Origin of the sequence: Sphingosinicella sp., from assembly GCF_052388015.1 — a bacterium.
Lineage (GTDB): Bacteria > Pseudomonadota > Alphaproteobacteria > Sphingomonadales > Sphingomonadaceae > Allosphingosinicella.
Map to the genome: position 1 here is coordinate 1 of NZ_JBQTIN010000140.1, position 26994 is coordinate 26994.

The window sequence follows — 26994 nt, forward strand, 5'->3', positions numbered from 1 at the left end:
TCAGCACCTCGATCAGCATCACCATGTTGGCGATATAGGTGGCGGTCGAGATGCCGATCACCGGCCGGTCGGTGCGGTAGGGCGAGGTGTCGCTCGAATCGCCGACATGGGTGGTGCGGAAATCGCCTGGCGGCGGGGTGCGCGGTCCGGGGCCGATATAGGGGTTGCTGGTCGCCCGCAGCGGCGTCGGCCACCAGCCTTCGGCATTGAGGGTGCGGACCGCCGCGGCCGGATTGGCGGCGGCCTGGGCGTTGAGGTCCGAGCCGGCGTCGAGGCTGGTGACGTAGAAACGCGGCAGCGGCGCAAGGCCGGGCGAAGCGAGCGGCGAGCGGCGGCGCGCTTCCTCCGGCGGGATTTCGATCGCCCGGTCATAAGCGCGGCGCAGCGCGGCGATGTCGATCGCGCGCCAGGCGCCGTAATGGCCGAGCGTCGCGACCGGGCTGTAATCCCAATAATATTCGCCGTTGACGACGTTCGAGCCGCGGCGGTGAACGTAGCGGGCGCGGTTGGTGCCGAGCTCGATGAAGGTCGGGAAATCGCGGCCGCCACGGGCCGGATCGGGCGGCAGGCGCAGCGATTCCAGCCAGTCGATCGCCTCGGGGATGCGGGCGAGATAGCGGCGATCGCCGGTCAGCCGGTAGAATTGCAGCATCATCCGGAGGTTGGCGGCGGTGGTGTGGGTGGCGAGCGAGAGCGGCTCGTAGGTCCGCGCGCCGGCGGGGCGGAGATCGAGCGTGTGCTGAAGGCTCCAGCCGGGCTGGGGCATCGGCTGCTGGGTGGCGAGGAAGACCTCGCCGGCGCGCAGGATCGCCGGGCGCACCCGCGTCTCGCCGAGCGACTGATAGACGGCGAGCAGGAAGCGGATATTCTCCTGCGCGACGTCGTCGTTGAACGTGATGTAACGCGCATAGGCGGGATAATCGCGCATGTGCGGCCAGCGTTGCGGCCAGCCGCCGTTCGGATATTGGCTGTTGAGGACGAAATCGATCGCCCGATCGAGCGGCGCGCGATAGCGCCGGTCGCGCCGTTCCAGATATATGCGCAGCAGCAGTTGCATCGCCTCGGCGGTGCCGGCGTCGTCGAAGGTGGCATTGTCGGCGTAATGGATGAACTCTTCCATCCGCCAGGCATTGCGGCCGATCGTCCGGTACCATTCACGGATCGAGGCGGGGCCGGCAAAGTCGATGAAATAATGCCAGCCGCCGGAGCGGTGCTGGCCGCGAACCAAAGCGTCGGTGGCGGCCTGGGCAGCCCGGTAATAATAATCGTCGCCGGTGGCGTGATAGGCGTCGAGGAAGATGTGGCCCATCGTCGCTGTGCCGGGCGGCTGGACCCAGATCATGCTCCGCCGTGCTTCGATCTCGCCCCAGCGGCGCGACATGTCCGGGAGATAGGCCCAGACATAGCCGCCATTGGTCGCGACCCGCTCCACCATGAACGCGGTCGCGCGGCGCATCGTGCCGGTGATCTCGTCGCGACTCTGCGCGCCGGCGGCGGGGTTCAGAAGAAGCATCAGGGCCAGCGCGAACAGGCGGTCGAATCTCATCTCGTCACCTCCATCGCCCGGACGGCGAGCCAGTCTTCCAGATTTGTCATGCCGTCGCCATCGCGATCCGCGTTACCGTCGGGACGGGCGGGATCGAGGGCGTGCGCACGTTCCCAGGCGTCCGGCATGCCATCGCCGTCGCGGTCGGGCGCGGGGCGGCCAGCGGCGAGCTCCGGCCAGCCGCCGACTTCCTGCTGGCTGTCGACATGGCGTCCGGAGCGGGTGCGGACGCTGGCGGCGACGCGCGCGTCGGCGCTGTCGCGGGGCCAGGCGCCGGCGTGGGCGAGAACGCGCTCATAGGCCGAAGGCGCGGGATCGGACGCGACGGGGGCGATATCGGGCGGGGAGGGGAGGCGGTAGCCTTCCGGAATGGTGCCGGTCACCAGCGACCAGGGATCGGCCGGGATGACGCCGTTCATGCTGTTGCCGGCGAACCAGGCGCGGGCCAAGCGGTTGCGCTCGCGAAAGGCGAGCTGGCCGCCGCTGTCCGGGCCGGAAATATAGGCATTGTCGATGAAGGCGTAGCTAATCCGAGCCGCCTCGTCCTCGTCATAGCCGGCGAAGCCGCGGCCCCAATTGTAGAATAGGTTGGAGCGGAACTCCATCAGCGGGCCTTGAGAATCGACCTCGGGCCCGTTGTAATTGCCGGGGCGCGGCATGCGGGCGACATGGTGCGCCCAGAGATTGTGGTGGAAACTGACGCGCGCGCCATGGCCGCCGCGGATCAGGCTACCGTAGCCATGCTCGCCCTCGCTGTGGTGGGAGCGGCGGAGCGACTCGGCGATGATCGACCATTGCACGGTGAGATCGTAGTAACCGTCGCCGTTCGGGTAGCGCGACGAGGCCGACAGGGTCTCGTCGATCGACCAGCTCGCCGAGACATGATCGAGGATGATCCGTCGGCCGCGCTCGATCCAGATCGAATCACCCTCGCCAGGCGCGCGGCCACCGCGGCGGACGCGCAGGTGACGGATCACGACGTCGTCGGCGCGGACGATGAGGGTGGCGTCGGCGAGCGCGATGCCGCCGCCCGGCGCACTCTGGCCGGCGATGGTGATGCGCGGCTCGCGGATCACCAGGTCAGAGGCGAGACGGATCGTCCCGTCGACGTCGAAGATGATCGTGCGGGGCCCATGCGCCTCGACCGCGGCGCGCAGGCTGCCGGGGCCGCTGTCGGCGAGATTGGTCACGCGAAGCACCGCGCCGCCACGCCCACCGGCCGCGAGGCGCCCCGCGCCCTCGGCGCCGGGAAAGGCGAGTGTCTCCGCGCTCGCCGGCGTCGCCAATGACAGGCCGAAAAAAAGGAGGAGCGCCGCCCCCCGGCGCTCCTCCTTCATGGGCATCCTGCTAGAAGCGGACGCGCGCACCGATGTAGAATTGCCGCCCGGTGTGGTGGACGACCGATGGGCTGTTGCGGTTGCGATCGACGAACTGATCGTTGAACTCGTCGGTGAGGTTGATCGCCTCCGCGGTCAGCGTGAGATGATCGTTGATCCGGAACGAGGCCGAGGCATCGACATTCAGCGTCGAATTCTTGCCCTCGACATCGTTGATCACATTCTGCGCCGGGACGCGCTGGAGATAGTCGCTGCGATAGGAGACCGAGCCGCGCACGCTGAACCGGCCGTCATCGTAATAGAGCGTCGCGTTCCAGCTGCGCGGTGAGAGGTTCACGAGGTCGTCGGTGATCAACAACCCGCTGGTCGCCGAAGTGACGTATGCGATTTCCGATTCGACGTAGGTGAAGTTGAGGATCGCGCCCAGATTGCGTAGCGGTCCCGGCAGGAAGCGAAACGGCGCCTGGAAGTTGATCTCGAAACCCTTGAGCGGACCGCCGGACGTGTTGATCGGCGCGGTCACCAGGAACAATTCGTTGCCGGTGAAGTTGGCCGGCAGCAGAGCCAACGGCAGGCCGGTCGCGTTGAACGGGAGCTCGGTCCTCAGCGTCTGGATGAAGGTGCCGATATCCTTGTAGAACAAGCCGACCGACAGGACCGATTCAGGCGCGAAATACCATTCCAGGCTCGCATCCAGCGTCCAGGCGCGGAACGGATCGAGCTGCGGATTGCCGCTGGTGATCGTCAGCTGGCCGGTGGTGTTGATCGTCCCGCCCGGCGAGAGATTGCCGAGCTGCGGCCGGGACATCACCCGCGCGCCGGCAAGCCGGACAACGAAATTGTTGGTGACGTCATAGGCCAGGTTGAACGACGGCAGCCAGTCATCGTAGCTGCGGTTGACGATCGTCAGCGTGCCGCCGCCGAGCGCCTGATAGCCCGCAGCCTCGATGCTGGTTTGAACGTAGCGCAGGCCGATATTGCCGCGCAGCGGCCGACCGAACAAGTCGGTGCGGAAGTCCAGTTGGACGTAGCCGCCATAGCTTTCCTCGGTCACCGCGCGATTGTTACCGCGCGCATTGCCGTTGGTGATGCTGGACAAGGTGAAGTCGCCCGGACCCCCGGCGTTGCCGGATTGCAGGCAGTTGCAATAGATGTTGTAGAGGTTCGCGATCGCGGTGAGATTGGGAACCAACCAGCTGGTCGGGCTGCCACCGAGATTGAGTCCGCGGCCGAAGCCGGTGAGGACGGTCGTGATCGAGCTCAGCGGGGTCCCGGGCTGTAGGGCCAGAATCGTGTCGTTCTGGTTGACGCGGCGGAACTCGAACGTCTCGAAATCATAGTCGCGGAAGAAGCCGCCTGCTTTCAGCGTCAGCCGGTCGCGAACGATGTCCCACGCCAGATCGCCGCGGAAGGTGGTGAAATCATTGTCCGTGCCCTGCGGACGAATGCGGATTTCGGAAGCCGTGATGTTGCTCGGCGTGACGCCGGGCGGCGTACCGATGATGCTGAAGCCGCCGGTCGTGCTGGTGACGTCGAACGGATAGGTGATCGTCGGCTGGCCGCGGCTGTTGCGGAAGTCGATCGAATAGCCGTTGACGTTGGCGATATCCAGGGTGGTCGTGGTCTGGAACGGATTGCGGAACCGCGAGGTCGAATGGCCGGCCAGCCAGGAGAAGCGCAAATTGTCGGCGACCTGCTGGTCCCACTGGAACTGATATTGCCAGAAGTTGGTCTCGAGCTCGTCGAAGCGTTGCTCGGAGCGGATGTCGACGCCGTTGAAGGTGCCGAACAGCAGATTGCCGTTCGCGTCATATTCGACGTTGACGACGCTGGTCTGCGGCTTGCCGCCCTGCGCCGCCGTACGGCTGAACGAGATAGCCTCGAGGAAATCCTCCTGTCGCGTGGCGCGGAGATTGGCGTAGAGCACGTCGGCGGTCATCCGCGCGCCTTCCCAAGGTTCGGCCTGGACCGCGAGCGTGATGCCGAGCCGCTGCTGATCGTGGGTCAGCCGGCCGTAGCGCGGCAGGCGCGGATGGACGTTGCCGGCGACAGAAGCCTCGGCATATTCGGTATTGTTGGTCGCCGTGTTGGCCGGACGGGCCGGAGCGTTGAAGCCGGGAATGTTGGAATTGGCGCCGCAATTGGTCGCGGTCGTCGCCGGGTTGAGCGGGACGAAGCCAACCGGCGAGCAAAACCCGCCGACGCTGTTGCCGGCGTCCCAACGGACCGAGCTGAAGCCCTCCTCGAACAGCGAGCGCTCGCTGTAGGAGACCGAGGCGAGGATGCCGAAACGGCCGTCGGCGAAGGTGTTCGAGATCAGGAAGGCGCCGCGCGGATCCCAGGTCCGGGAGAGGTCGTTGTAACCCGCTTGAGCGCTCGCCGAGACGACGAAGCCCGAATAGTCGAACGGGCGCGCCGTTTGCAGGTCGACGGTCGCGCCCAGCGAGCCCTCATCCACCTCGGCCGAGCTGCTCTTGCGCACCGTCAGCCGGTTGAACAGCTCCGAGGCGAAGACGTTGAAGTCGAAGGTGCGGCTGCGGTTGTTGCCGCCCGAGCTGTCGGTGCCGCCGGTCGTCGTCAGCGCCTCGAGCTGGTTGAGACGGACGCGGGTGAAATCGCCGCCCAGGCCGCGGACGGTGATCGAGCGGCCTTCGCCGGCATCGCGGTCGATCGACACGCCCGAGATTCGCTGCAGCGACTCGGCCAAGTTCTGGTCCGGGAAGTCGGCGATATCCTCGGCGACGATGACATCGACGATACCGTTGTCGGCGCGGCGGGCGCCGAGCGCGGCGGTCAGCGACTGGCGAAAGCCGGTGACAACGATCGTGTCGTCGTCCTGCGCCGCTGTCGGCTGTATGCCGGCCTGCGCGTGCGCCATCCGGGGCGCCGTGGTGAGCGCCAGCGTCGAGGCCGCGGCGGCTATCCGGATAAGGAAGCGCTTGCGCGAGGCGAGATCCGGCGTCGACATCATGTTCGGTCCCTTCCCAACCGGCGCACGGGTGAGCGCGCCTCTTCATGACACCGGTGTCTAAACCGGGCCGGAAAATACGGCTGCGCGGCTCGTGCGGCAGGGCTGTGGGATGTCGACCGGACCGTGAACGGTCCTTCCTCCCCTTTTCCCTGACGCCGCGTTTTCGCAGTCGTCCTTCCCGGCTGTCCCGTTGAAGTAACCGGTGTCATAGGACTTTGATCGGCTTGTGCTGGCCTGTCAAGACCGATCGCCGCGGGCCCGTTTCGATCAGGGACGGGCGTGGCATCGCCGCCACAATCATCGCCTCATGTGCCCGGCTGAAGGTAGGGAATCCGGGCGAAGAGCTCGCGTTCCGCGCGGCGGGGATCGTCCTCCAGACGTGGCGGCAGATCGAACAGCATCGTCCGGCGCTGCGGCAGCGCGTAGGCCGGCCAACCGGGATCGCCGGTTTGCGCGAAGCACAGGAAGGCGGTCATCATCGCCTCGCTCACGGCACGCGCCGCCGGATCGGCGAAGGTGCCGAAGACCAGGGGAATGTCGGCCGCGTGCGGGGCCGGGCGCGGAAAATCGAGCTGATAGACGAAGGCCGGAGCGCCGGCGCGGGCGCGTTCCTCGGCCTCGATCAGCTGGGCGCGCCAGCTGCGGCCGGCGGTCGTCGCGGCGAAGAAGACCTGCTCGGCGCTGTAATCCGGGAACAGGCGGCGATATTCGGCGACGACCCATTCGGGATGGACGTCGATCCTGAGCTCCGGCCCGATCCGGTCGGCGACATTGCTCCAGTCGAGGCCGGCGATCAGACGATGATCGGGCGCGTAGAAGGCGCGCGTTTCGTCATGCGTGTTGCCGAGAACCAGCGGAATGGCGTTCGACTGCGGATTGGCGTCCGGCCAGAAGGGGTGGCGGGTCAGCCATGTCATGTCGAGCACCGGGCCGAAATAGACCGAACCGCCGAGGATCGGGTCGGTCGCGGCCAGGCCCTCGACGAGCCGCTCGGCGGGCAGGGCGAGCAAGGTGTCGATCGAGGCACTGCCGAGTCGATCGAGGTACGCGCGGGCGCGGCGGGTGGCGTTGAGGGGGCCGGAGACGGTCACTTGCTGGCCGCTCATCGTCGCCGCGCGGTGGAAGAGGCCGGCGGCGGCGGGCGTGCCCATCAAGGTCGCGATCTTGGCGCCGCCGCCCGACTGGCCGAAGACCGTGACCCGGGCGGGATCGCCGCCGAAGGCCGCGATATTGTCGCGCACCCATTGCAAGGCGAGGATGAGATCGAGCTGACCGGCATTGCCGCTGTCGGGAAAGCGCGGATCGAGCCGGGCGAGATAGAGATAGCCGAAGGCGTTGAGCCGGTGCTGGACGGTGACGATGACGGCGCCGTGCGCGGCGAGATGACGTCCGTCGAGCAAAGGGCTGCTGGCCGTGCCCGACGAATAGGCGCCGCCATGGAAATAGACCATGACCGGCAGCCGCGCGCGGCGGTCGGCGGCGGGCGTCCAGATGTTGAGGAACAGGCAATCCTCGCTCTTCGTCAGATCGTTGAGTCCGGATTGAGGCGAGGAGGGTCCGAAAGCGAACGCATCGATCGTTCCGCGCGTCGGCGGGGGCGGCGCGGCGGCCTGGAAGCGGGCGGCGTGGCCGTAGCGGACGCCGAGAAAGCGAGCGACACCGTCTTCGATCGTGCCGCGCACTCGACCGGCGCCGGTTTCGACGACTGGCGTGCGGGTCGCCCAAGCCGGTGCGGCGGCGAAGCCGGCCGCCGCCCCGATGAAGGCGCGGCGGCTCAGTCCGATCACCGACGCACGTCCATCTCGCCTGCCAGGAATGCGTCAATATCGCGCTGGCCGAACAGGCTCGCATCGCCGGGCAGGCTGTGCTTCAGACAGGCGAGGGCCAGGCCGGATCGTGCAGCGCCTTCCCGATCGAGGCCGGTGCGCAAGGCGTGCAGCACGCCGGCCGCGAAGGCGTCGCCGGCGCCGATCCGGTCGACGATGCCGGCGATGGCGACCTCCTGAGTTTGCGCAGCGCCGTCGCGTTCGTCGACGCGCGCGGCGAGGCGATGGGTGTCGGCGTCGACGACGTGGCGCGCCGTCGAGGCGATCATGCTGAGGTTCGGGAAGGCGGCGAAGGCGGCCTCGGCCGCCTCGCGCCGCCGCGCCTCGCCGTCACCTGTGAAAGTGCGGCCGATCAACAACGAGATGTCGCGATGATTGCCAAAGAAGATGTCGGCTTCGGCGACGATCTCCGTAAGGACTTCGCGCGGATCGCCGCCCCGTTTGGCCCAGAGCTGCGCGCGATAATTGCCGTCGAACGATACGGTCGCGCCGCGGGACCTGGCCGTCCGCATCGCCGCGAGCGTGGCAGCGGCGGGTCCGTCGCCGAGCGCGGGAGTGATGCCGGAGACGTGCAGTAGCCCGGCGCCGTCGAGCAGCGCCTCCCAGTGGTAATCATCAGGGCCGGTGTGGACAAAGGCGCTGCCCTCGCGATCGTAGAGGATGTCGGCGGGACGCGGACCGGCGCCGGGGGACAGGAAGTAGAGGCCCATCCGCCCTTCGCCTGCGGCCACAGCCGGAGTGTCCACGCCGTGGCGGCGCAAATGGCCGGTCGCGGCCTCGCCGAGCGGGTTGGCGGGGACGCGGCTCACCATCGCCACGTCATGACCGAGCCGCGCCAGGCCAACCGCGACATTCGCCTCGGCGCCGCCGACATGCACGTCGAGCCGTCCGCTCTGCAGCAGCAGCTCGCGCCCCGGAGCGGCGAGGCGGAGCAGCAGCTCGCCGAAGCAGACGATCCGGCCGCCTGTCACCGCGCGAGCCAGCCGCCGTCGACGGCGAGGATATGGCCGTTGACATAATCGGACGCCGCCGAGGCGAGGAACACCGCCGCGCCGCCGATATCGCCCGGCGCGCCCCAGCGGCTGGCGGGAATGCGTTCGAGGATCTGGCGGTTGCGGGTCTCGTCCGCCTGCAGCGCGGCGGTGTTGTTGGTGGCGATATAGCCGGGCGCGATCGCGTTCACGTTGACGCCCTTGGCGGCCCATTCATTGGCCAGCGCCCTGGTAAGGCCGGCGACGGCGCTTTTCGAGGCGGTGTAGGCCGGTACACGGATGCCGCCCTGGAAGCTCAGCATCGAGGCGATGTTGACGATCTTGCCCCGGCCGTCGGCGATCATCCGGCGCCCCGCCGCCTGACAGAGGAAGAACAGGCTCTTCAGATTGGTGTCGATCACCGCGTCCCAATCGGCCTCGCTATAAGCGACCGCGTCGGCGCGGCGGATGGTGCCGGCATTGTTGACCAGGATGTCGAGCGTGCCGAACGCGGCAACCGCCGCGTCGACGACCTCGCCGACCGGCTCGGCGCTCGACAGATCGGCAGCGATGATCGCGACGCGGCGGCCGAGTTCGCGTACACCGTCCGCCGTTTCCGCCGCGGCGGTGCGGCCGGCTAAAGCGAGGTCGGCGCCCGCCGCAGCCAGCGCGAGCGCGATCGCCTGGCCGATGCCGGTATTGGCGCCGGTGACGAGCGCGACCTTGCCGGAGAGATCGAAGGGATTGGTGGTCATTGCAGCTGGCAGATGTCGAGGACGTTCATGTCGGTATAGTCCTGATTCTCGCCCGCCATCGCCCAGATGAAGGCATAGGCCCTGGTGCCAGAGCCCATGTGGATCGACCAGACCGGAGAGATCACCGCTTCCTCATTCTTGACCACCAGGTGCCGGGTCGCCTCGCCTTCGCCCATGAAGTGGAAGACGCGATCCTTGTCGAGATCGTCGAGCTCGAAATAGAAATAGATCTCGCTGCGCCGCTCATGGATGTGCGGCGGCATCGTGTTCCAGACGCTGCCCGGCTTCAGCACGGTCAGGCCCATGACAAGCTGGGCGCTGTCGCAGATTCCGGGGATGACGAGCTGGTAGATCGTCCGCTCGTTGGATTCTTCGAGGCTTCCGCGCTCCAGCGCATTGGCGTCGGCGATCGAGAGCTTGCGGGTGGCGAAGGCTTGGTGCGCCGGGCAGGAGGCGAGGTAGAAGCGCGCGCCCGCGCCCGAGAAGGCAACGTCCTTCGCGCCCATCCCGACGTAGAGGCAGTCCTTGTTGCCGAGCGCGAAAGCTTCGCCATCGACTGTCACCGTGCCGTCCACCTTGCCGACATTCACGATCGCCAGCTCGCGGCGTTCGAGAAACGGATGGCCGGCCGCCGAGGCCGGTTCGGCCTGCTCGGGCAGCTTGACCGGCGCGCCGGCCACGGCGACGCCGCCGATCACGAAGCGGTCGGCATGAGTGTAGTTGAGCACGCACTCGCCGTCGCGAAGCAGGTCCTGGATCAGGTAGCGGTCGCGCAGCTCCTCGTTGGAGACGCACTCCATCATGTCCGGGTGGGTGGCGTAATAAGTCCGGTCGAACATGCGTGTCTCCTAAGCCGCCTGGGCGGCGAATTGCGGGTCGTCGATCTTGTAGGCGCGGCGCACCAGTCCGCTGGTCAGCTCCTGCGCCAGCTCGGCCGCCTCCCAGTCGGCGAGGCGGTGCTCGGCGACCAGGCGGGCGAGGACGGCGCTGTCGACCCGCCGGGCGACGTCGTGCCGGGCGGGAATCGAGAGGAAAGCGCGGGTGTCGTCGTTGGAGCCGACCGTGTTGGCGAAGCCGGCGGTCTCGGTCGTCATCTCGCGGAAGCGGCGCATGCCCTCGGGCGAGTCGTGGAACCACCAGGCGGGTCCGAGCCTGAGGCAGGGATAATGGCCGGCGAGTGGCGCCAGCTCGCGCGCATAGGCGCTTTCGTCGAGGGTGAAGAGGATGATATTGAGGTCGCGCTCGTTGCCGAAGCGGTCGAGCAGCGGCTTCAGCGCGTGGACATAATCGGTGCGGGTGGGCACGTCGGCGCCCTTGTCGCGGCCGTGGCTGGCGAACAGGCCGGCATTGTGGTTGCGAAAGGCGCCGGGATGGATCTGCATCACCATCCCGTCCTCGACGCTCATCCGCGCCATTTCGGTCAGCATCTGGGCGCGGAACAGCTCGGCCTCGGCGGGAGTCCAGTCGCCGCCGGCGATGCGGGCGAACAGGGCCTCGGCCTCGCGCGGCGAGAGATCGGCGGTGGCGGCGGTCGGGTGGCCGTGATCGGTCGCGGTGGCGCCGGCGGCGCGGAAGTCGGCGCGGCGCTTGCGATGCGCGGCGAGATAGCCGGACCAGCTATGGACGTCCTCGCCGGTCAGCTCGGCGAAGCGCGCCATGGCGGGCGCGAAGGCTTCATGCTCGGCGTCGATCACGCCGTCCGGCCGATAGGTGGTGACGACCCGGCCGCGCCAGCCGGACCGGCGGATCGCATGATGGTGGCCGAGATCGTCCTGCGCGCCCTCGGTGGTGGCGAGGAATTCGATCCGGAAACGATCGAACAAGGCGCGGGGGCGGAAGGCGTCGGTCGCGAGCCTGTCGCCGATCGTATCGAAATAGAGATCGGCGGTGGCGGCCTCGAGCGCGACCTCGATGCCGAACAGGTCCGAGAAGACATGATCGAGCCAGATGCGCGACGGGGTGCCGCGGAACAGAGGATAGTGGCCGGCGAACAGCCGCCAGGCGGCACGCGGGTCGGTGGCGGGGACGCCCGCGCGCGAAGGGATCGCCAGCGCGTCGAGGTCGACGCCCTGGCTGTAGAGCATGCGGTAGAGATAATGATCGGGCGCAAGCAGCAGGCTGGTCGCGTCGATCCAGTGCTCGTCGGTCGCGAACCAGGCGGGATCGGTATGGCCATGCGGGCTGACGATCGGCAAGTCGCGCACCGTTTCGTAGAGCGCACGGGCGATGGCGCGCGTGCCCGGATCGGCCGGCAGCAGCCGGTCAGGATGAAGCTGGAGCGGCCTCGGCATTCTCGTCTCCCGCTCCTTTGGTAACCGGTGTCAACGGCGAGGGCAAGCGTCTCACGCGGCGGGCGGCGCGACCGAGCCGCGCTTGACCAGGGTCGAGGGGAGCATGGTCGGTTCATTGGCCTCTCGGGCTTCGCCGACGATGTCGCCGAACAGCTTGCGGGCGGCGGAGCGGGCCATCGAGACGATCGGCCAGCGCACCGTGGTCAGCGGCGGCCAGATATGGGCGGCGATCGGCGTGTCGTCGAAGCCGATCACCGACAATTCCTCGGGAACGGCGATGCCCCGCTCGCGCGCCGCGAAGACGACGCCGGCCGCCATCTCGTCATTGCTGGCGAAGATCGCCGTCGGGCGCGGGGAAAGGTCGAGCAGCCGGTTGGCGCCGGTGACGCCGGTCTCGAACGTGTAATTGCCGCGCGCGATCAGGCTGCGCGGCAGCTTGAGGCCGGCCGCCGCCAGCGCGTCCTCGAAACCGAGCCGCCGCTCGCGCGCGGAGCGGAAGCCGTCCGGCCCCTCGATCAGGCCGATCAGCCGATGGCCCTGCTGGATGAGGTGCTCGGTGGCGCCGCGCACCGCCTCGCGGTCGTTGGACGCGACCATATGGGCGGGGTCGTCGAGCTCGGCCGAGCCCATCCGCACGTAGCGGCAACCGACCTCCCCGCAGAGCCTTGCGAGCGCGTCATTCTCGCTGATCGGCGGCAGCACGACGACGCCGAACAGCCGCTGCCGCTCCAGGAAGGCGCGCACGTCGTCGAGCATCATCGCCGAAGTGCGATCGACGGGACGCACGACCATCTCGAACTCGGTGCCCGCCAGCGCTTCCAGGATGCCCTGCTGGACGTTGAGCACCATCTGGGCATTCGGGTTGTCGTGGATGAGGCCGATCAGGAAATTGCGGCCGAGCGCAAGCGCGCGCGCCTGGGGGTTGGGGGTATAGCCGAGCTCGCGGATGACCTTCTCGACGCGCTGGCGGGTTTCCGCGTTGAGCAGAGGCGAGCGGTTGATCACCCGGCTGACCGTTTTCTTGGACACGCCGGCGAGCCGCGCGACATCGTTGATGGTCGGCTTAGGGTGAGTACTCATATCCGGCAACGGCCGTGACGGAGTGGATTTTGGGTCAGGGCAAGGAGCGAGGAGCGGAGCGATGCTGACGCATCGTGACCGACGAGCGACGCGGCCCTGGCGCAAAAGCCGCCCGCCGCTTCGCGGTCGCCCGGAGAAGGCCGCCGGCTGCGTCGGCCGGCTTGTCCGGGCCACCAGCCCGGCCCGCACCGCCCTCCTATCCGGCGGCCTTCTCCGGGCGATCCCGGCCATTGCGGGATATGAGCACTCACCCTTACCGCGCGCGGCGTCTCTTCCCGTTCGGCCAAGTCCCTCGCTCCCATAGTCCGAGCCTAGACCGCTTGCGCTTCCGCCGCCAGCTTCGCCGGCTTGCCGGACGCGCCGCGGCGGCTTAAGGATGACACCGGTTACCAAATGCTGCAAGCCGAACCTGAAGCCGCGATCGAGGCGCCCGGCCTCCTGACGCTCCATCCCGACGACGACGTCGCCGTGGCGCTGCGGCCGCTCGACGCGGGCGAGCGGCTGGACGTGGAAATCGCCGAGGCGATTCCGCGCGGCCACAAGGTGGCGTTGCGGGCGCTGCCGGCGGGTGCGGAGGTGCGCAAATATGGCTCGCCGATCGGGCGGCTGACGGCGCCGGTCGCGGCTGGCGACCATGTCCACAGCCATAATCTCGTCACCCTGCTGACCGGGGTGGAAGGGTATGACTATTCGCCCGCGCCGGCGGTGACCCTGCCGCGCGACGAGGCGGCGCGCTTCATGGGTTATCGCCGGCCGGACGGTCGCGTCGGCACGCGCAACGAAATCTGGATCCTGCCGACCGTGGGCTGCGTCGCGCGCACGGCGCAAAAGATCGCGGCGATCGCCCATGCCCGGCATGCGAAGTCTGTCGATGGCGTCTATGCCTTCGGCCATCCGCATGGCTGCTCCCAGCTCGGCGAGGATCTGGAGGGGACGCGCAAGCTGCTGGCGGCCCTGGCCTGCCATCCCAGCGGCGGCGGTGTGCTCATCCTCGGCCTCGGCTGCGAGTCGAACCAGCGCGATGCGCTGATCGCCGAGATTCCGGAAGCATTGCGCGGGCGGGTGCGGACGTCGAAGGCGCAGGGCGAGGGCGACGAGGTCGCGGTGGGGTTGGCCCATGTCGATGCGCTGGTCGCGACGGCCGCGCTTCACCGGCGCGAGCCGGCGTCGCTGTCCGATCTCGTCATCGGGCTGAAGTGCGGCGGCTCGGACGGGCTTTCGGGTCTCACCGCCAATCCGCTGGTCGGCCGGATCGCGGACCGGGTCGTCGGCAGCGGCGGCGCGGCGATCCTGACCGAGATTCCGGAGATTTTCGGCGCCGAGCGTCTGCTGACGGCGCGGGCGCGCGACCATCAGGTGTTCGACCGGATCGTCGGGCTGGTGAACGGCTTCAAGCGCTACTTCCTCGACCACGGCCAGGCGGTCTCGGAAAACCCGTCGCCGGGGAATATCGAGGGCGGCATCACCACCCTGGAAGAGAAGTCGCTCGGCGCGGTGCAGAAGGCCGGGCGGGCGCCGGTGGCCGACGTGCTGGGCTATGGTGAACGGGTCCGCCGCGCGGGGCTTTCGCTGCTCGAAGCGCCAGGGAATGACGCGGTGTCCTCGACCGCGCTGGCGGCGGCGGGCGCGACGATCATCCTGTTCACGACCGGGCGCGGCACGCCGCTCGGCTTTCCCGCGCCGACGATCAAGATCGCGACCAACAGCGCGCTCGCCGCTGCCAAGCCCGGCTGGATCGATTTCGACGCGGGGCGGGTGCTCGCCGAGGGCTTCGACGATGCGACCGACGCGCTGACCGAGCGCGTCCTGGCCGTGGCTTCGGGCCAGGCGACCGCCGCCGAGCGCAATGGCGAGCGCGACATCGCGATCTGGAAGCGGGGGGTTACCCTGTGAAGGCGACGGCGACCGGGATCGTGCATTTCGGCCCCGGCGCATTCCACCGCGCGCATCAGGCGGATTACATCGATCGATTGCTCGACGACGATCCGCGCTGGGGAATCGCCGCGGTGTCGCTGCGTTCGGGCGGAACCGTCGAGGCGCTACGGCGACAGCAGGGCCGCTACACGCTCGCCGTCCTCGACGAGACGCGGAGCTACCGGACGCTTGCCGCGCATCGCGAGGCGCTCGATCCGGCGGACGCGGCGGCGGTGCGACGACGGCTCGCCGATCCGGCGGTGCGGATCGTCACCTCGACCGTGACCGAGAAGGGCTATTGCCTGACCGGTGATGGCACGCTCGATTTCGATCATCCGGATATCGTCCAGGATCTTGAGACTCCGGATCAGCCACGCAGCCTGACCGGCTGGCTGGCGCTGGGCCTCGCCGACCGCCGCGCGGCGAGGCTGCCGCCCTTCGCGACCCTGTGCTGCGACAATATGGCCGGCAACGGAAGGAAGCTCGCGGCGGCGGCGCGCGTCTTCGCGGCGCGGGCCGATCCGGAGCTGGCCCGCTGGATCGAAGGCGAGGCGCGTTTTCCGGACACGATGGTCGATTCGATCACACCGGCCACGACCGACGCCCTGCGCCGCGAGGTGCGCGAAGCGACCGGCTTCGACGACGCGATTCCGGTGGCGCGCGAGGCGTTCGCCGCCTGGGCGATCGAGGACGCGCTGCCCGCCGGCGGCCCGGACCTGGCGGGAGCGGGAGCGATCCTGACCGGCGACGTCGCGGCGCATGAGCGCGCGAAGCTGCGGATTCTCAACGGCGCCCATTCGACGCTCGCCTATCTCGGGTTGCTGCGCGGCCATGCGACGGTCGCCGAGGCGATGGCCGATCCCTGGCTGGCGGCGACGGTCGCGGCGATGATCGGCGAGGAGATCGCGCCGATGCTGCGCGGCCGGACAGACATCGACCTGGACGACTATGCGGCGCAGACGCTGCGTCGTTTCCGCAACCCCGCGATCGGGCATCAGCTGGCGCAGATCGCCTGGGATGGGTCGCAGAAGCTGCCCTATCGGCTGCTCGACACGATCGCCGAGGCGCGCGCGGCGGGGCGGCCGTTCGCGCGATTGGCGCTCGCCGTGGCGGGCTGGATGCGGTTCGTGGAGCGGCAGGCGCGGCGCGGCGCCAAGATCGTCGATCCGTTGGGCGAGCGGCTGGCGCAGATCGCGCAAGCGAGCGATTCCGACGCGGCCCTGATCGAGGCGTTACTGGGCGTTCGCCAGATCTTTCCCGCGCCGCTGGCCTGCGACACGCCGTTCCGCGAGAGCTTGCGCGACAGCCTCGTGGCGCTGCAGGAGACGGTGCATGCGTGACATCGATGCAATCCTGACCGCCGCGCCCGTCATTCCGGTGCTGGTGATCGAGCGGCTGGAGGCGGCGGTGCCGATCGCCGAGGCATTGGTCGGGGGCGGGTTGCCGGTGCTGGAGGTAACGCTCCGAACCCCGGCCGCGCTCGACGCGATCCGGGCGATGAAGCAGGTGCGTGGCGCGATCGTCGGCGCGGGCACGGTGCTCGATCCCGACCAGCTCAATGCCGCGCGGGAGGCGGGGGCGGCGTTCATCGTCAGCCCGGGCCTGACCGACCGGCTGGCCGTCGCGGCGATCGATTCCGGCCTTCCGTTCCTGCCGGGAGTCGCGACCGCTTCCGAGGTGATGCGGGCGCGCGACCATGGCTTTTCGCGGCTCAAATTCTTCCCCGCTACGGCGTCGGGCGGCCTGCCGGCGCTGCGCGGGCTGGCGGCGATTTTCGGCGAGATGCGCTTCTGTCCGACCGGCGGGATCAGCGCCGACAATGCGGCCGAATGGCTCGCTGTGCCAGCGGTGAGCTGCGTCGGCGGCAGCTGGCTGGTGCCGCAAGGCGTGCCGTTCGATCGCGCCACGATTGTCGCCCGCGCGCGCGCCGCGGCAGCGCTCCGCTAACCCGACGGTGCCTGTTCGCGCAGAAAGCGAGTTGCCAATGACACCGGTTTCCATTAGCCCTGCGGCAAAAGAACGGGGAGCCTGAATTGACCGCCGAGATCGGGCGCATCGCCGGCCGCTTCCTCGACGCGCGGCGCGCCGCCGAGGGGCTGGACGACTATCCGGGCGCGCTGCCGGCGACGCTCGACGATGCCTATGCGATCCAGGACGAGGCGATCGCGCGCTGGGCGCGGCCGGTGATCGGCTGGAAGGTGGGCCGCGTTCCCCCGCACCTCATCGATCGCTTCGGCGCCGACCGGCTGACCGGCCCGATCTTCGCCGCTGAAAACGCGTCCGCGAATGGCGCCGCGGTGGAAATGCCGGTCTTCGCCGACGGCTTCGCGGCCGGTGAAGCGGAGTTCCTGCTCAGGATCGGCGCGCCGCCGCCGGCCGGGAAGATGGACTATAGTCTCGACGAGGCGGCCGACCTGATCGACGCCGTCCATGTCGGGATCGAGGTCGCGAGCTCACCTTTGGGATCGATCAACGAGATCGGCCCGATCGCCGTGATCTCCGACTTCGGCAACAACAATGGCATGGTGATCGGCGCGGCCATCGGCGACTGGCGCGACAGCGGTTTCGAGGCTTGGGAAGTCGTGACCAGGATCGACGGCGCGGTGGTCGGGACGGGGCGCGCCGCCGCCTTTCCCGACGGCGCGATCGGCGCCGCGCGCTTCCTGTTCGAGCTGATGGCGCACCGGGCGATCGCGTTGAAGCCCGGCCAGTGGATTTCGTCGGGCGCGGTCACCGGAGTCCATCCCGCCCGGCCGGGCCAGCGGGTCGAGGCGCGGTTCCGCGACGGTTTGAGCGTCAGCTGCACCCTGGTGGCGGCGCGGCCCGAATGAACGGAGCAAGCGGATGACGGACCAGGCGAATGCCACGGTGACGCAGGCGGCGGCGCGGGTCGGCCATTACCGCTGGATCATCGTCGGCCTGCTCTTCGCCGCGACCGTCATCAATTATGTCGACCGGCAGATGATCGGCGTGCTGAAGCCGACCCTGATGGCGGACCTCGGCTGGTCCGAGCTCGACTTCGCCAACATCGTCTTCTGGTTCCAGACCGCTTATGCGATCGGCTATATCGGCTTCGGCCGGATCGTCGACATCATCGGCGCCAGGATGGGCTACGCAATCGCCTTCGTGATCTGGACGCTGGCGCATATCGCCCATGGCGGCGTCCATAGCGTCACCCAGTTCGCGATGGTCCGCTTCGGGCTCGGCATCGGCGAGGCGGGCAACTTCCCGGCCGGCATCAAGGCGGTCACCGAATGGTTCCCGGTGAAGGAGCGCGCCTTCGCGATCGGCATCTTCAACGCCGGCGCCAATATCGGCGCGATCGTCACGCCTTTGGTCGTGCCGTTCCTGGTCATCGCTTATGGCTGGCGCGCCGCCTTCGTCATCACCGGCGTCGCCACCTTCGTCTGGGTGTTCTTCTGGCTGGCGATGTACCGCAAGCCCGAGGAGCATAAACGGGTCTCGCCGGCCGAGCTCGCCCATATCCAGCAGGACCCGGTCGATCCGGTGACGCCGCTTCCCTGGAGCCGGATCGCGACCAAGCGCGAGACCTGGGCCTATGCGCTCGGCAAGTTCTGCATCGATCCGATCTGGTGGTTCTTCCTGTTCTGGCTGCCCGGCTATCTCGCCACCCGCTACCAGCTCAACATTCTCCAGTTCGGGCCGCCTCTGGTCGCGATCTACCTGCTCTCGGACGTCGGCTCGGTGGCCGGCGGCTGGGCCTCGTCGCGCTGGATCAAGATGGGCAGGAGCGTGAACTATGCGCGCAAGATGACGATGCTGATCTGCGCCGTCGCGGTGACGCCGATCTTCTTCGCCCAGAGCTACGACAATCTGTGGCTGGCGGTGCTGGTGATCGGCGTCGCGACGGCGGCGCATCAGGCGTTCTCGGCCAACCTCTATACCCTGCCGTCCGACCTGTTTCCGCGCAGCGCGGTGGGCAGCGTGATCGGCATCGGCGGCACGGTGGGCGCGGTCGGCGGGATGATCTTCAGCCTTTATACGGGCTACGTCCTCGACCAGATCGGCACCTACACGCCGATCTTCATCGTCGCCGGCAGCGCCTATTTCGTCGCTTTGGCCATCGTCCACCTGCTGACGCCGCGGCTGGAACGGGTCTGCATCGAGGACTAGAGCGGCCCGGTGCCGCAGGATCCCGGTTTCTGGCTGCTCGCCATCCCGGCCGTCCTGCTCGTCGGGCTCGCCAAGGGCGGCTTTTCGGGCGCCGGCGCGCTCGGCCTGCCGCTGTTCGCTTTGGCCATGGACCCGGTGCGGGCGGCCGGCATCCTGCTGCCGATCCTGATCGTGCAGGATGTCGTCTCCGTCGCCGCCTTCCGCCGCACCTGGGACAAAAAGGTGCTGGCGATCATGCTGCCCGGCGCGGTGGCCGGCGTCGCGCTCGGCTGGTGGTTCGCCGCCTCGGTCTCGTCGCGCGCGGTGCTGGTCGCGGTCGGCGCGATCTCGGTGCTGTTCGGGCTTTACCGGCTCTGGGTCGAGCGCGGCGGGCGGATCGCCGCAGCGTCGGACTCGCCGGCCTGGGTCGGGGCGCTGTTCGGGGTCGCGACCGGCTTCACCAGCCAGATCGCCCATGCCGGCGGGCCGCCTTTCCAGATGTGGGTGATGCCGCGCCGGCTGGCGCGCGACGTGCTGATCGGCACGACGGCGATCTTCTTCGCGGCGCTGAACTGGATCAAGGTGCCGGCTTACGTCGCGCTCGGCCAGTTCACGCGGGACAATGCGCTGGTCACGCTGGCGCTGCTGCCGTTCGCGGTGGCCGGGAGCCTCGCCGGCGTGGTCCTCGTCCGGCGCATCTCGATGGATCGCTTCTACACGATCATCTACCTGCTGATGGTCGTCGCGGGGGCGAAGCTGCTGTGGGACGGCGTCGTCGGTTGACCGGACCGGCCGGCCCATGCCATCGGGCCGGAGCGTTGCGGGTGTAGCTCAATGGCAGAGCAGAAGCCTTCCAAGCTTACGACGAGGGTTCGATTCCCTTCACCCGCTCCAACATTTTCAGTAAGATAGATTCTCTTGTCACTGAATTGGCTCTATTTTGGCTCCTTCGCATTCGTCGTATATCTAGGTGATCGGCCCTATGCTGAGATTGGTCGCGATAGGTTCAGCATGCGCCTCAAACTGCACGCGCGTTAAGCGTCAGTGGCGGCGGCGGGGCGTTCAAGCGATCTTGCAATGATGAGCCACACCATAAAACCAATGACGAACCCCACCGGCACCGAGAGCGCGCCCGGTATCCAGTAGCTTGCCGTGGCACCAGCGATCCATCCGAGCCAGGCGGGCACGGGGCTTTGTGCGGTACGCCCGTTCTGCTGGCGCCAAAGATGCCCCCCAGCACCACGCCGCCGAGCGCCGGTGCGGTCATCCCCAGGAACAGGACGAAGGGAAACAGGAACTGGATCCGCGACGGGTTGGCCAAAGCGACCGCCAGCCCGAGCGCTGCGCAAAGGAGGAGCGCGGTGCGGCGGTTGATGTTGAAGGTGCGGGCCGCGCCGAGCGATGCCGAATAGAGGTTCGCGTCATTGGTGGTCCAGATATTCCCGATCGCAAAGATAAAGGCGAGCGCGGGCGTGCCGGCGGCGAGCAAGATCATCGCGGGATCGGCCTGCTGCGCGACCGCAGCGCCGACTGCTCCGATCAGCAGGCAGAGCGAATTAAAGAAGACGATGCCAAAGAAGCCGACCATTACGCCCGCCTTCCGCGACCGCGCGAAACGCGCGATATCTGGATAAGCGGCGACGACACCGAGCGCCCAGGAACCGATAACGAGACCAAGGCCGGTCTCAAACGGCATCGGCGCGGGCGCGAAGGCGAAGCCCTGTGTGCCTCCCGCGACCGTCGCCGAAAGAGCGTAGATGGCGAGCAGAATGACTATCGGTATGAAGGTTACGCTCACCCATTGGATGGCTCGAAAGCCGATATAGCTTGAGGTCGCGAAGAAGAGGGCGGCCGCCGCCATTGCGAGTCGTCGTCCGGTTTCCTCCAGCAGAAAGATGTCAGCGATCAGATTGCCGAAGATTGCACATTCGATCGCGTACCAGCAGATGAGAGTGAGCGGTGTGTATAGCGCGACGATCCGCGCGGAGACACCAGGAAAGGCGGCCTCGATCAGCTGCGCGAACGAGAGGCCAGAGCCCGCGGCGACATAGCCGCTGAGCGCGGCCAGCGCGCCGAGGATGAGATTGCCGAGCAAGACTGCGAGCAGCACCTCGCGGAAGGTCATTCCCGGCGCCATGGCGCCGCCGATCGCCATCACGCCGACGACGATGATGAATCCCGCCCAGACCGCCATGATCCGCCACCAGGCCACGCGCGCCTCGGCCGGGACCGGCGCGCTCGAATAGTCTTCGTGCGGGATGAGCCAGTTCATAGCGCTTTTCGCACCTCCGAAAGATCGACCAATGGCGACGCGGTCGGATCGAGGGGCACATCGAAATGGGCTTGGTCGGGCATATCATGAATGATGTCATGTTCTTTGATTAGGTCAAACAAGTCGTCGAACGAGGAAACGAAGCCGTTGGGCATGTCCTGCGGCCGATTGACTTCGATCATGATCTCGTCCCGCAACGCGCGTCGGGCATCGGTCCATTGTCTGGGAACATGGCGCTCGTCGCGCAGGGCCTTCCAAACCTCCTTGGTCACATTCCAGGCGCGCAAGATGAAATCGTAGGTCTGTTTGCGGCCCGGGTCGGCATAAGCCGCCTCGGCGATATAGAATTGCAACTGGGTTGCCCGTTCGACTCGTCCCGCCAATGAGGCGCGGTTGGCGCAATTCTTGAGCGCATAGTTGCTCTGGATGGCGCCGCCGAAATAAAGGATCACCCGCCCGTCTAGCAAGCGCTCGAGCCCTTCGTCGGGATTGATCGTCGAGACGACATAGTCCTCGTCGTCGTTGAAATCCTCGAGCCGAGCGCCAGTCGCCGTCAGCGCGACGTCCTGGGTGTCGGTGTTCTTCAGGAAATAAATACCATGCCGCCTGATCAACGCGACCGCGGCCTCGCCGTCGGCCGCGGCCGGATCCAGCATGCCTCCCTCGAGAAGTCTGGCCGCGACCGCCCGCGCATCTTCGCCCAGCCCAGCATCGCCGAGGCACGCGCGGAGCGCCGCTTGGCTCGCAAGGACATCGTAATTTCTGAACGTGAGCAACGGCGGTGAGGCGAGCACCGGGAGCGGACGGTCTGCGCCGAGCTTCAACTGGCGGAGCAGAGAACTGTTATGGACCGCGAGGCTGAGACTCCCTTCGGTCAGCGAAGCCCCTACTTCGCTATAATCGTCATAAACGATGTTGAGCCGGAACCCCCAGCCGACGAGAAGGATGATCGAAAGCAGCCGGAACAGTCCAGCCTCGCCATAAGGAATGCTGTTGAGGCCGAGTCCGACATTATGGTCGAGCTTGGGGCAGGGAACGCGGCCGTGCAGCCAGTCGCGAAGCCCGCTTCGCCCAGGGCTGCGACTGAGGGCCGCATTCGTCTGCGGATAGGCGTCCCAGAATGCGGCCTCGAAATTGCGGATGAAGACCGACGGCAGCGATGAACAGGAAAGTCCCTTGAGAACGGCCGCGCGAACCGCGCTCGCTTTTTCGGTGCGCGCTGACCGGGCGACGTGAGTGAAGTGATCGTCGACAATGGCGACCAGCCGGGCGTCCGCAAGCTTGCGATGGTGAAGCTCGTTGGCGGCGATGCGGATCGATTCAGCGAGGAAATCGAGATCGAGATCGGACATGAGCGGATTGTGCGCTATCTCGGGGAAGAGGTGTCGGGCGATCGGTCCCAAGAAAATCTCGGGATTGGCCTTGGCGGCCTCGATGCAATAGCCGGACATAAGCTCGGGATGACCAATCGCCGGCGAGAAGAGGCTGAATAGCCGTTCCTTCTGCTCGAGGTCGAGCGCGACATAGGGCGAGGGTCGGGTTCTCGAGGATCGCCTGGAGCCGGTAGCGGATCTGGTCCTTGGTCTGGGCGAAAGTTTTCGAATGAAAATCGCAGACGAAGAACTCACGCGGGATGTCGGGCAGGGACTGGATCGCCTCGCGATAGGGCTCGGCGTCGGACATGAGCGCGAGCATGTCGAGGATCGTGGCGTTGCGTCCAAGAGCGTCGGGCAAGGCGAGCATGAGCCGGGCGACATAACGGAAGAACACGCCTTGCTTGGCGGTGAGGTCGGCACCCAATAGCCCCGAGAAGAGGTAATCGAACGTCTCGATCACGCCGGCGGTCACCTGCTCACGGGTTGCCTCGTCATAGCTGCCGAGCCGTTCCCAGTTGATCGCGAACACGTTGAGCGCCGGCGGATATTGGACGTCGCGCGGGTCGATGATGACGAGCCGGTCGGGAATGCCAAGATCGGCCCGAACGAGCTTGCGGATCAGGTCGCCATGCGGGTCGATCACGACGAGGGACGGCGGATCGTCGGACAGGAGGTCGTGGTGGATCAAATTCTCGATGAGCGTCGTCTTGCCTGCTCCGGTCCCGCCTAGGACGTGCATATGGTTGAAGCGCTCTTCGTGCGTGAGCTTCAGAGGTACGGGGGTCAGGAACAGGTCGTGGAAGGGCGTGTCGGCCAGATAGGCCCGCACGAGCTCATCCAGCGGCAGCTCGCTTCTGGTCGGGAAGACGAGCGGCCTCCGGCTCTTCTCGTCGTCGGGCTCCCGGCCCGAGGCTCGGCAGAGCGGGACAGGTCCGCTCGCTGTTGCTCAAGCCCCGACAGCGTCGCTTGAAGACGTGCCCGGTCACTGGACACGCGCTGGCCGACGAGGCCGACTTGTTGCTCAGCCAGCTGGCGTTGCCGATCAATGGCGACAAGGCTCTCGCCAATGGCGCTGGTCCCTGCTTCGTCCGTCTGTTCAGTTCGGATCATTGCGAGGCGCTGGCCGGCCCGGACAATATCCCCTTCACGGACGAAAAGCTCGACAACCTGCCCCGGCCGGATCGCGACGATCTTGGCCGACGCCGCCTGCGTCGCCAGAATTCCTTTTGCGGTCTCAGTTCGAGAATAGGTACCGAGCGCAATCCAGGCGCTAAGAAGCGCGACGATCAATACAATCGCGCCTACTATGTAATGCGTGCGCGCCGGCTGCCTGAGAATGATCTCACCATCGACCCGTGTTTTCCGAAATTCGAGCACTTCGCTGCGAAACAGCGCGCTCTGCGGTTCCTGCAAAACAATTCCTTGGAGTTTACGCTGCCCCTGAGAGACGCGAAACAAGCAGTGCATGCGGGCGGCTGTCAAGCCGGAAAACATGACCTACGTCAGATTTCATATCACGAATCTTGAGGTAGATTTTGAAGTGAAACTTGTGCGTCGGATTCTAAGCCAACCCCACGCTAGCAGTGGACTTTTGCCTGACACGCAACTGTCACAAATACTGGGGCGTGGCTCGTCTTCAGGTTCGCTCGTTGCACGCGAACGCCTGCGTCCCGTGTTCATCTCTCGAATCGTTTCGGCGCCGGCTTTTACCTGAGGAGCGATTGGCGAAGAAGTAGCGTACTGCCGTCCACTCAGACCGGCCCGAGCGTGACCGCCCATTGTGTATGTCTTCGAGGGCGGCCATTCAGGCGATCATGTCGCAGAACACGTCCACCAATATCGACCACTACCCGGTGCCGGCGTATTTGGCGTTCCTGCCTGCCTTCGCCTTCGAGCTGGATGACAACCCGTTTCGTTACATCTGGCGTGCTGCGCTTCTCGCGACCGTTCCCGCAATCCTCATCGTGGCAGCGTTGATGCTCCTATTTCCGCTGACAGCGTCGGCACCGGACCGTGATATCTCTCGCATAGCCGTCGTCCTCGGCGTTGTGGTGATCGGGCCAATTGTTGAGACCGCGCTGCTGGGGGTGTTGCTGATGATTGGGCAAAGGGTTGTCGGACCTGGTCCAGCGGTCGTCGTCAGCGCCCTTCTTTGGGGCGTTATCCACGGATCAGTCGCCGTCCGTTGGGGCATCGCGATGTCCTGGTCGTTCTTGATCTTCTCCACGGCATTCGTGACGTGGCGCCAGGGCAGTGTACTGAGGGGGTTTGGAATGGCATTTGCGATCCACGCCCTGCAGAACGGATTCGCGGTATCTCTCCTGCTGGCGTTGGAGGCGATTTGAGCAGCGTCCGCTTTCTACCTATTCGGGCCGGGCCACCTTCGACCCGTTGCGGACATTCTGCACGAGTGCAAGAGTAGGTGAGAAGGGATGAATAGCATGCGCAATCCTATTCCGAGGCGCTTCCGCCGCTCGTTAAGCAACGTGCTACTGATGGTGCTCGTCTATCTCGCCCTGACCGGTCTTCATGCGATGATCGACGGAAGAGCACCCATTCCCCCGACTTTTCTGCTGATTGGCTTTGTAGTGGGCTCTCTGGCGGTGGTATGGTTACGAGGCGCTATGGAAGAAGAGCGGACTTAGGTCCACTTTCGACCCATTGCGGGGCATCCGAGCTTGGAACCTCGCGTGTTAAGATGATACTTGGACCGCTCCTCGTTGCAGCTGCTTCTGAGGCGAGTGCATACGCATGCGTGAACATGCCTGCCATTGGCGACCGCGTCAGCTTGGTCGGCATAGTGCGACTACAGCCGGTCCCTGGTTCGCCGAGACTACCGCGTCCTGCCGGCCTTGAAAACGAGGCCGACCTGGCGCAGGTCTTGGAGCTAATCGAGCCGCTATGCCTGAGGGAAGAATCAGGCGGTAACAATCCCCAGACCGTCCTCCTTTATCCATCGAGGCTTTCGACGGCCCAGCAATTGGGCATGGCTACGGGTCATCGCGCGCGGGTGCAGGGTGTGCGGATGCGCGTGCTCAAGGGTCAGCAGCATTGGGGGATGGTCGTCGAGGTGGGCGAAGTCGACCTCGATGAGCGCTAACCTCACTCATCGATAGCTTTTGCTCCGCTGCGCATTCGCCCAACGCTAATGCTTGCTTTCCACCCCCATGCGGACGAGCCCTCCCATTTGCGGGCGTTGGGGGCTAACCATCGACTCTAGCCGCATCGTTTCGGCACAACAGAATCTCTCCGATTGTCGCGTAGGCTGGGCGGAGTAGCCATTTGGCTATGGCGTTTCCGGATCCCCACGACAGGCCGCTTGGGACGGGCGAGCGGGTATTGTTCTGGACAATGATCGTCGTCGGCGGGTCTGGTGTTATCGCGTTCGGCGTCCTTTTGATCAGGTGGGCGGCTGAAACCTGGCTCTTTCCTGGCTCCACATTGGTATGAGTAAGAGCCAGAATGCTTGGCCGGCATGAGAAGGTCGGCTGCCAGAAAATCAGAGAAATAAGCCGAATTTGAAACGGCATGGCCGGCATGAGCAGCCGGGGATTCTGTCTTCCAAGCTTACGACGAGGGTTCGATTCCCTTCACCCGCTCCAGCTGCTCATCCTGCTCTAGGCGCTCTTGATCCAGGCGATCAGCTCGTTGAGGCGGATCACCTCGTTGAAGACGATTCCCGCGCGATCGCCCTCCTGCCAGCGCGCGACGGCGCCGATCGGGCGAAAGCCCTCGGGGGTGATCACCACGTCGCCGTCGATGACGAGCGTCGCGGCGGTCTCGATCTTCGCGCCGCTCTGCGAGATGTCGCGGATGCGTGCCAGGCTCGGGACGCCATCGACCCGGATGGTCGCGGCCCGATCGACCTCGATCCGCGGGCTGCGCGCGCGCCAGCCATTGTCGAGGGTCACCGGATTGGCAAGCAGAGCCTCGATGTCGACCGGCGCGTCGAAGGCGACGCCGGCATTGCTGTCGCGCACCCAGGCGATCCGGGCCGGGATCCGCTCATGCGTCTTCAGCTCGACAATGACCTGCTGCCCGACCTTAACCGGGCTGTAGACATGGGCCATCAAGCCACCGGCCGAGATGTTGCGAATGAGGCAGAGCTCACGTCGTCCTTCGACGACGAACACGCCGACCCGGAGGATCTTGACGTGGCGTTCCTGGGTCCGCCGTTCGGGCGGTCCCGGCGCCTGGGTCGAAAAAGAGTAGCTGGTTTCCACGACCTGCTCTCCAGCCAACATTACTTCGCCCCCGCAGCCACGCAACTTGCTCCCAAGGGCGTTTTGCATGACAAGGCCTTTAGGAAGTGCTTACCGCCGCCTTCGGGATATGCGGGCCGTTCAGCCGGCGCGAGTTAGGAACCGCCGCGCGAAATGCGCCTCGATGGCCCGGCGCATGCCTTCGGCGATGCGCTGCCGCCCGGCCGGCGACTGGAGGTCGGCCGCGTCCTGGAGGTTGGAGAGATAACCCGCCTCGAACAGGATCGAGGGGATATCGGGCGCCTTCAGCACGATGAAGGCGGCGAAGCGATGCCAGACC

At 66.7% G+C, this 26994-nt stretch carries 23 protein-coding genes and 1 tRNA gene; 10 read left to right on the forward strand and 14 right to left on the reverse strand.

Annotation, left to right across the window (positions count from 1 at the left end):
• The 9 genes from ACT4N3_RS11805 to ACT4N3_RS11845 form a co-directional block, all read right to left on the reverse strand.
• On the reverse strand, positions 1 to 1546 hold a 1546-nt coding region (locus ACT4N3_RS11805; protein ID WP_444855420.1), incomplete at its 3' end, for a pectate lyase.
• Positions 1543 to 2883 (reverse strand): pectate lyase family protein, encoded by a 1341-nt coding sequence (locus ACT4N3_RS11810; RefSeq protein WP_444855421.1) that lies wholly within the window; start codon positions 2881 to 2883, stop codon positions 1543 to 1545. The genes ACT4N3_RS11805 and ACT4N3_RS11810, both read right to left, overlap by 4 nt.
• Before the next feature lie 10 nt (positions 2884 to 2893).
• Positions 2894 to 5851, reverse strand: coding sequence for a TonB-dependent receptor (locus ACT4N3_RS11815; protein WP_444855422.1), 2958 nt, complete (start codon positions 5849 to 5851; stop codon positions 2894 to 2896).
• 308 nt (positions 5852 to 6159) lie between these two features.
• Positions 6160 to 7632, reverse strand: coding sequence for a carboxylesterase/lipase family protein (locus ACT4N3_RS11820; RefSeq protein WP_444855442.1), 1473 nt, complete (start codon positions 7630 to 7632; stop codon positions 6160 to 6162).
• Between the two features lie 5 nt (positions 7633 to 7637).
• On the reverse strand, positions 7638 to 8651 hold the full coding sequence (locus tag ACT4N3_RS11825) for a sugar kinase (protein ID WP_444855423.1): 1014 nt from the start codon (positions 8649 to 8651) through the stop codon (positions 7638 to 7640).
• Positions 8648 to 9406, reverse strand: coding sequence for a 2-dehydro-3-deoxy-D-gluconate 5-dehydrogenase KduD (gene kduD, locus ACT4N3_RS11830; RefSeq protein ID WP_444855424.1), 759 nt, complete (start codon positions 9404 to 9406; stop codon positions 8648 to 8650). Before kduD ends, ACT4N3_RS11825 begins: the two co-directional genes overlap by 4 nt.
• Positions 9403 to 10245 carry a 5-dehydro-4-deoxy-D-glucuronate isomerase gene (gene kduI, locus ACT4N3_RS11835; protein WP_444855425.1) on the reverse strand — a complete coding sequence of 281 codons (843 nt, stop codon included), beginning with the start codon at positions 10243 to 10245 and terminating at the stop codon, positions 9403 to 9405. The genes kduD and kduI overlap by 4 nt, the downstream gene beginning before the upstream one ends.
• Before the next feature lie 9 nt (positions 10246 to 10254).
• Complete coding sequence (gene uxaC / locus ACT4N3_RS11840; protein ID WP_444855426.1) at positions 10255 to 11697, reverse strand: glucuronate isomerase; 1443 nt, start codon at positions 11695 to 11697, stop codon at positions 10255 to 10257.
• A 51-nt stretch (positions 11698 to 11748) separates the two neighbouring features.
• On the reverse strand, positions 11749 to 12777 hold the full coding sequence (locus ACT4N3_RS11845; protein WP_444855427.1) for a LacI family DNA-binding transcriptional regulator: 1029 nt from the start codon (positions 12775 to 12777) through the stop codon (positions 11749 to 11751).
• A 393-nt stretch (positions 12778 to 13170) separates the two neighbouring features.
• On the opposite strand from ACT4N3_RS11845, the gene ACT4N3_RS11850 reads away from it, so the two are divergent.
• The 7 genes from ACT4N3_RS11850 (at position 13171) to ACT4N3_RS11880 (ending at position 19698) form a co-directional block, all read left to right on the forward strand.
• On the forward strand, positions 13171 to 14670 hold the full coding sequence (locus ACT4N3_RS11850) for a UxaA family hydrolase (protein WP_444855428.1): 1500 nt from the start codon (positions 13171 to 13173) through the stop codon (positions 14668 to 14670).
• Positions 14667 to 16031, forward strand: coding sequence for a mannitol dehydrogenase family protein (locus tag ACT4N3_RS11855; RefSeq protein WP_444855429.1), 1365 nt, complete (start codon positions 14667 to 14669; stop codon positions 16029 to 16031). Before ACT4N3_RS11850 ends, ACT4N3_RS11855 begins: the two co-directional genes overlap by 4 nt.
• Positions 16024 to 16638: a bifunctional 4-hydroxy-2-oxoglutarate aldolase/2-dehydro-3-deoxy-phosphogluconate aldolase gene (gene eda / locus ACT4N3_RS11860; protein WP_444855430.1), complete on the forward strand. Its 615-nt coding sequence runs from the start codon at positions 16024 to 16026 to the stop codon at positions 16636 to 16638. The genes ACT4N3_RS11855 and eda overlap by 8 nt, the downstream gene beginning before the upstream one ends.
• An 86-nt stretch (positions 16639 to 16724) precedes the next feature.
• On the forward strand, positions 16725 to 17522 hold the full coding sequence (locus tag ACT4N3_RS11865; RefSeq protein ID WP_444855431.1) for a 2-keto-4-pentenoate hydratase: 798 nt from the start codon (positions 16725 to 16727) through the stop codon (positions 17520 to 17522).
• A gap of 13 nt (positions 17523 to 17535) precedes the next feature.
• On the forward strand, positions 17536 to 18825 hold the full coding sequence (locus tag ACT4N3_RS11870) for an MFS transporter (RefSeq protein ID WP_444855432.1): 1290 nt from the start codon (positions 17536 to 17538) through the stop codon (positions 18823 to 18825).
• A 9-nt stretch (positions 18826 to 18834) separates the two neighbouring features.
• Positions 18835 to 19587 carry a sulfite exporter TauE/SafE family protein gene (locus ACT4N3_RS11875; RefSeq protein WP_444855433.1) on the forward strand — a complete coding sequence of 251 codons (753 nt, stop codon included), beginning with the start codon at positions 18835 to 18837 and terminating at the stop codon, positions 19585 to 19587.
• A 37-nt stretch (positions 19588 to 19624) separates the two neighbouring features.
• Positions 19625 to 19698, forward strand: a tRNA-Gly gene (locus tag ACT4N3_RS11880).
• Positions 19699 to 19822: 124 nt separating this feature from the next.
• On the opposite strand, the gene ACT4N3_RS11885 is transcribed toward ACT4N3_RS11880, so the two are convergent.
• Genes ACT4N3_RS11885 through ACT4N3_RS11895 form a run of 3 tightly spaced genes read right to left on the reverse strand, consistent with a single transcriptional unit; the run spans position 19823 to position 23281 of the window.
• Positions 19823 to 21076, reverse strand: a complete 1254-nt coding sequence (locus ACT4N3_RS11885) for a cytosine permease (RefSeq protein WP_444855434.1) — start codon at positions 21074 to 21076, stop codon at positions 19823 to 19825.
• Entirely contained in the window at positions 21073 to 22428 is a 1356-nt protein-coding gene (locus tag ACT4N3_RS11890; protein ID WP_444855435.1) for a hypothetical protein, read from the reverse strand. Before ACT4N3_RS11890 ends, ACT4N3_RS11885 begins: the two co-directional genes overlap by 4 nt.
• Positions 22397 to 23281: a helicase HerA domain-containing protein gene (locus ACT4N3_RS11895; protein WP_444855436.1), complete on the reverse strand. Its 885-nt coding sequence runs from the start codon at positions 23279 to 23281 to the stop codon at positions 22397 to 22399. Before ACT4N3_RS11895 ends, ACT4N3_RS11890 begins: the two co-directional genes overlap by 32 nt.
• Before the next feature lie 188 nt (positions 23282 to 23469).
• Here ACT4N3_RS11895 and ACT4N3_RS11900 point away from each other — a divergent pair, with 188 nt between their 5' ends.
• The 3 genes from ACT4N3_RS11900 to ACT4N3_RS11910 all read left to right on the forward strand — a co-directional run bounded on the left by ACT4N3_RS11900 (position 23470) and on the right by ACT4N3_RS11910 (position 25097).
• Positions 23470 to 23979 (forward strand): hypothetical protein, encoded by a 510-nt coding sequence (locus tag ACT4N3_RS11900; protein WP_444855437.1) that lies wholly within the window; start codon positions 23470 to 23472, stop codon positions 23977 to 23979.
• 287 nt (positions 23980 to 24266) lie between these two features.
• Positions 24267 to 24797, forward strand: a complete 531-nt coding sequence (locus ACT4N3_RS11905) for a hypothetical protein (protein WP_444855438.1) — start codon at positions 24267 to 24269, stop codon at positions 24795 to 24797.
• Between the two features lie 96 nt (positions 24798 to 24893).
• Positions 24894 to 25097 (forward strand): hypothetical protein, encoded by a 204-nt coding sequence (locus tag ACT4N3_RS11910; protein ID WP_444855439.1) that lies wholly within the window; start codon positions 24894 to 24896, stop codon positions 25095 to 25097.
• Positions 25098 to 26069: 972 nt separating this feature from the next.
• Here the strand turns inward: ACT4N3_RS11910 and ACT4N3_RS11915 are convergent.
• Positions 26070 to 26696 carry a PilZ domain-containing protein gene (locus ACT4N3_RS11915; RefSeq protein ID WP_444855440.1) on the reverse strand — a complete coding sequence of 209 codons (627 nt, stop codon included), beginning with the start codon at positions 26694 to 26696 and terminating at the stop codon, positions 26070 to 26072.
• A 99-nt stretch (positions 26697 to 26795) separates the two neighbouring features.
• Positions 26796 to 26994: N-acetylmuramoyl-L-alanine amidase family protein (locus tag ACT4N3_RS11920; RefSeq protein WP_444855441.1), on the reverse strand; the 199-nt coding region annotated here is incomplete at its 5' end.

Coding starts and splice junctions, on each gene's coding strand:
- ACT4N3_RS11810 (WP_444855421.1), bottom strand. CDS start 2,883: ATGAAGGAGGAGCGCCGGGGGGCGGCGCTCCTCCTTTTTTTCGGCCTG.
- ACT4N3_RS11815 (WP_444855422.1), bottom strand. CDS start 5,851: ATGTCGACGCCGGATCTCGCCTCGCGCAAGCGCTTCCTTATCCGGATA.
- kduD (WP_444855424.1), bottom strand. CDS start 9,406: ATGACCACCAATCCCTTCGATCTCTCCGGCAAGGTCGCGCTCGTCACC.
- kduI (WP_444855425.1), bottom strand. CDS start 10,245: ATGTTCGACCGGACTTATTACGCCACCCACCCGGACATGATGGAGTGC.
- uxaC (WP_444855426.1), bottom strand. CDS start 11,697: ATGCCGAGGCCGCTCCAGCTTCATCCTGACCGGCTGCTGCCGGCCGAT.
- ACT4N3_RS11845 (WP_444855427.1), bottom strand. CDS start 12,777: ATGAGTACTCACCCTAAGCCGACCATCAACGATGTCGCGCGGCTCGCC.
- ACT4N3_RS11850 (WP_444855428.1), top strand. CDS start 13,171: ATGCTGCAAGCCGAACCTGAAGCCGCGATCGAGGCGCCCGGCCTCCTG.
- eda (WP_444855430.1), top strand. CDS start 16,024: ATGCGTGACATCGATGCAATCCTGACCGCCGCGCCCGTCATTCCGGTG.
- ACT4N3_RS11870 (WP_444855432.1), top strand. CDS start 17,536: ATGACGGACCAGGCGAATGCCACGGTGACGCAGGCGGCGGCGCGGGTC.
- ACT4N3_RS11885 (WP_444855434.1), bottom strand. CDS start 21,076: ATGAACTGGCTCATCCCGCACGAAGACTATTCGAGCGCGCCGGTCCCG.
- ACT4N3_RS11890 (WP_444855435.1), bottom strand. CDS start 22,428: ATGTCCGATCTCGATCTCGATTTCCTCGCTGAATCGATCCGCATCGCC.
- ACT4N3_RS11905 (WP_444855438.1), top strand. CDS start 24,267: ATGTCGCAGAACACGTCCACCAATATCGACCACTACCCGGTGCCGGCG.
- ACT4N3_RS11910 (WP_444855439.1), top strand. CDS start 24,894: ATGCGCAATCCTATTCCGAGGCGCTTCCGCCGCTCGTTAAGCAACGTG.
- ACT4N3_RS11915 (WP_444855440.1), bottom strand. CDS start 26,696: ATGTTGGCTGGAGAGCAGGTCGTGGAAACCAGCTACTCTTTTTCGACC.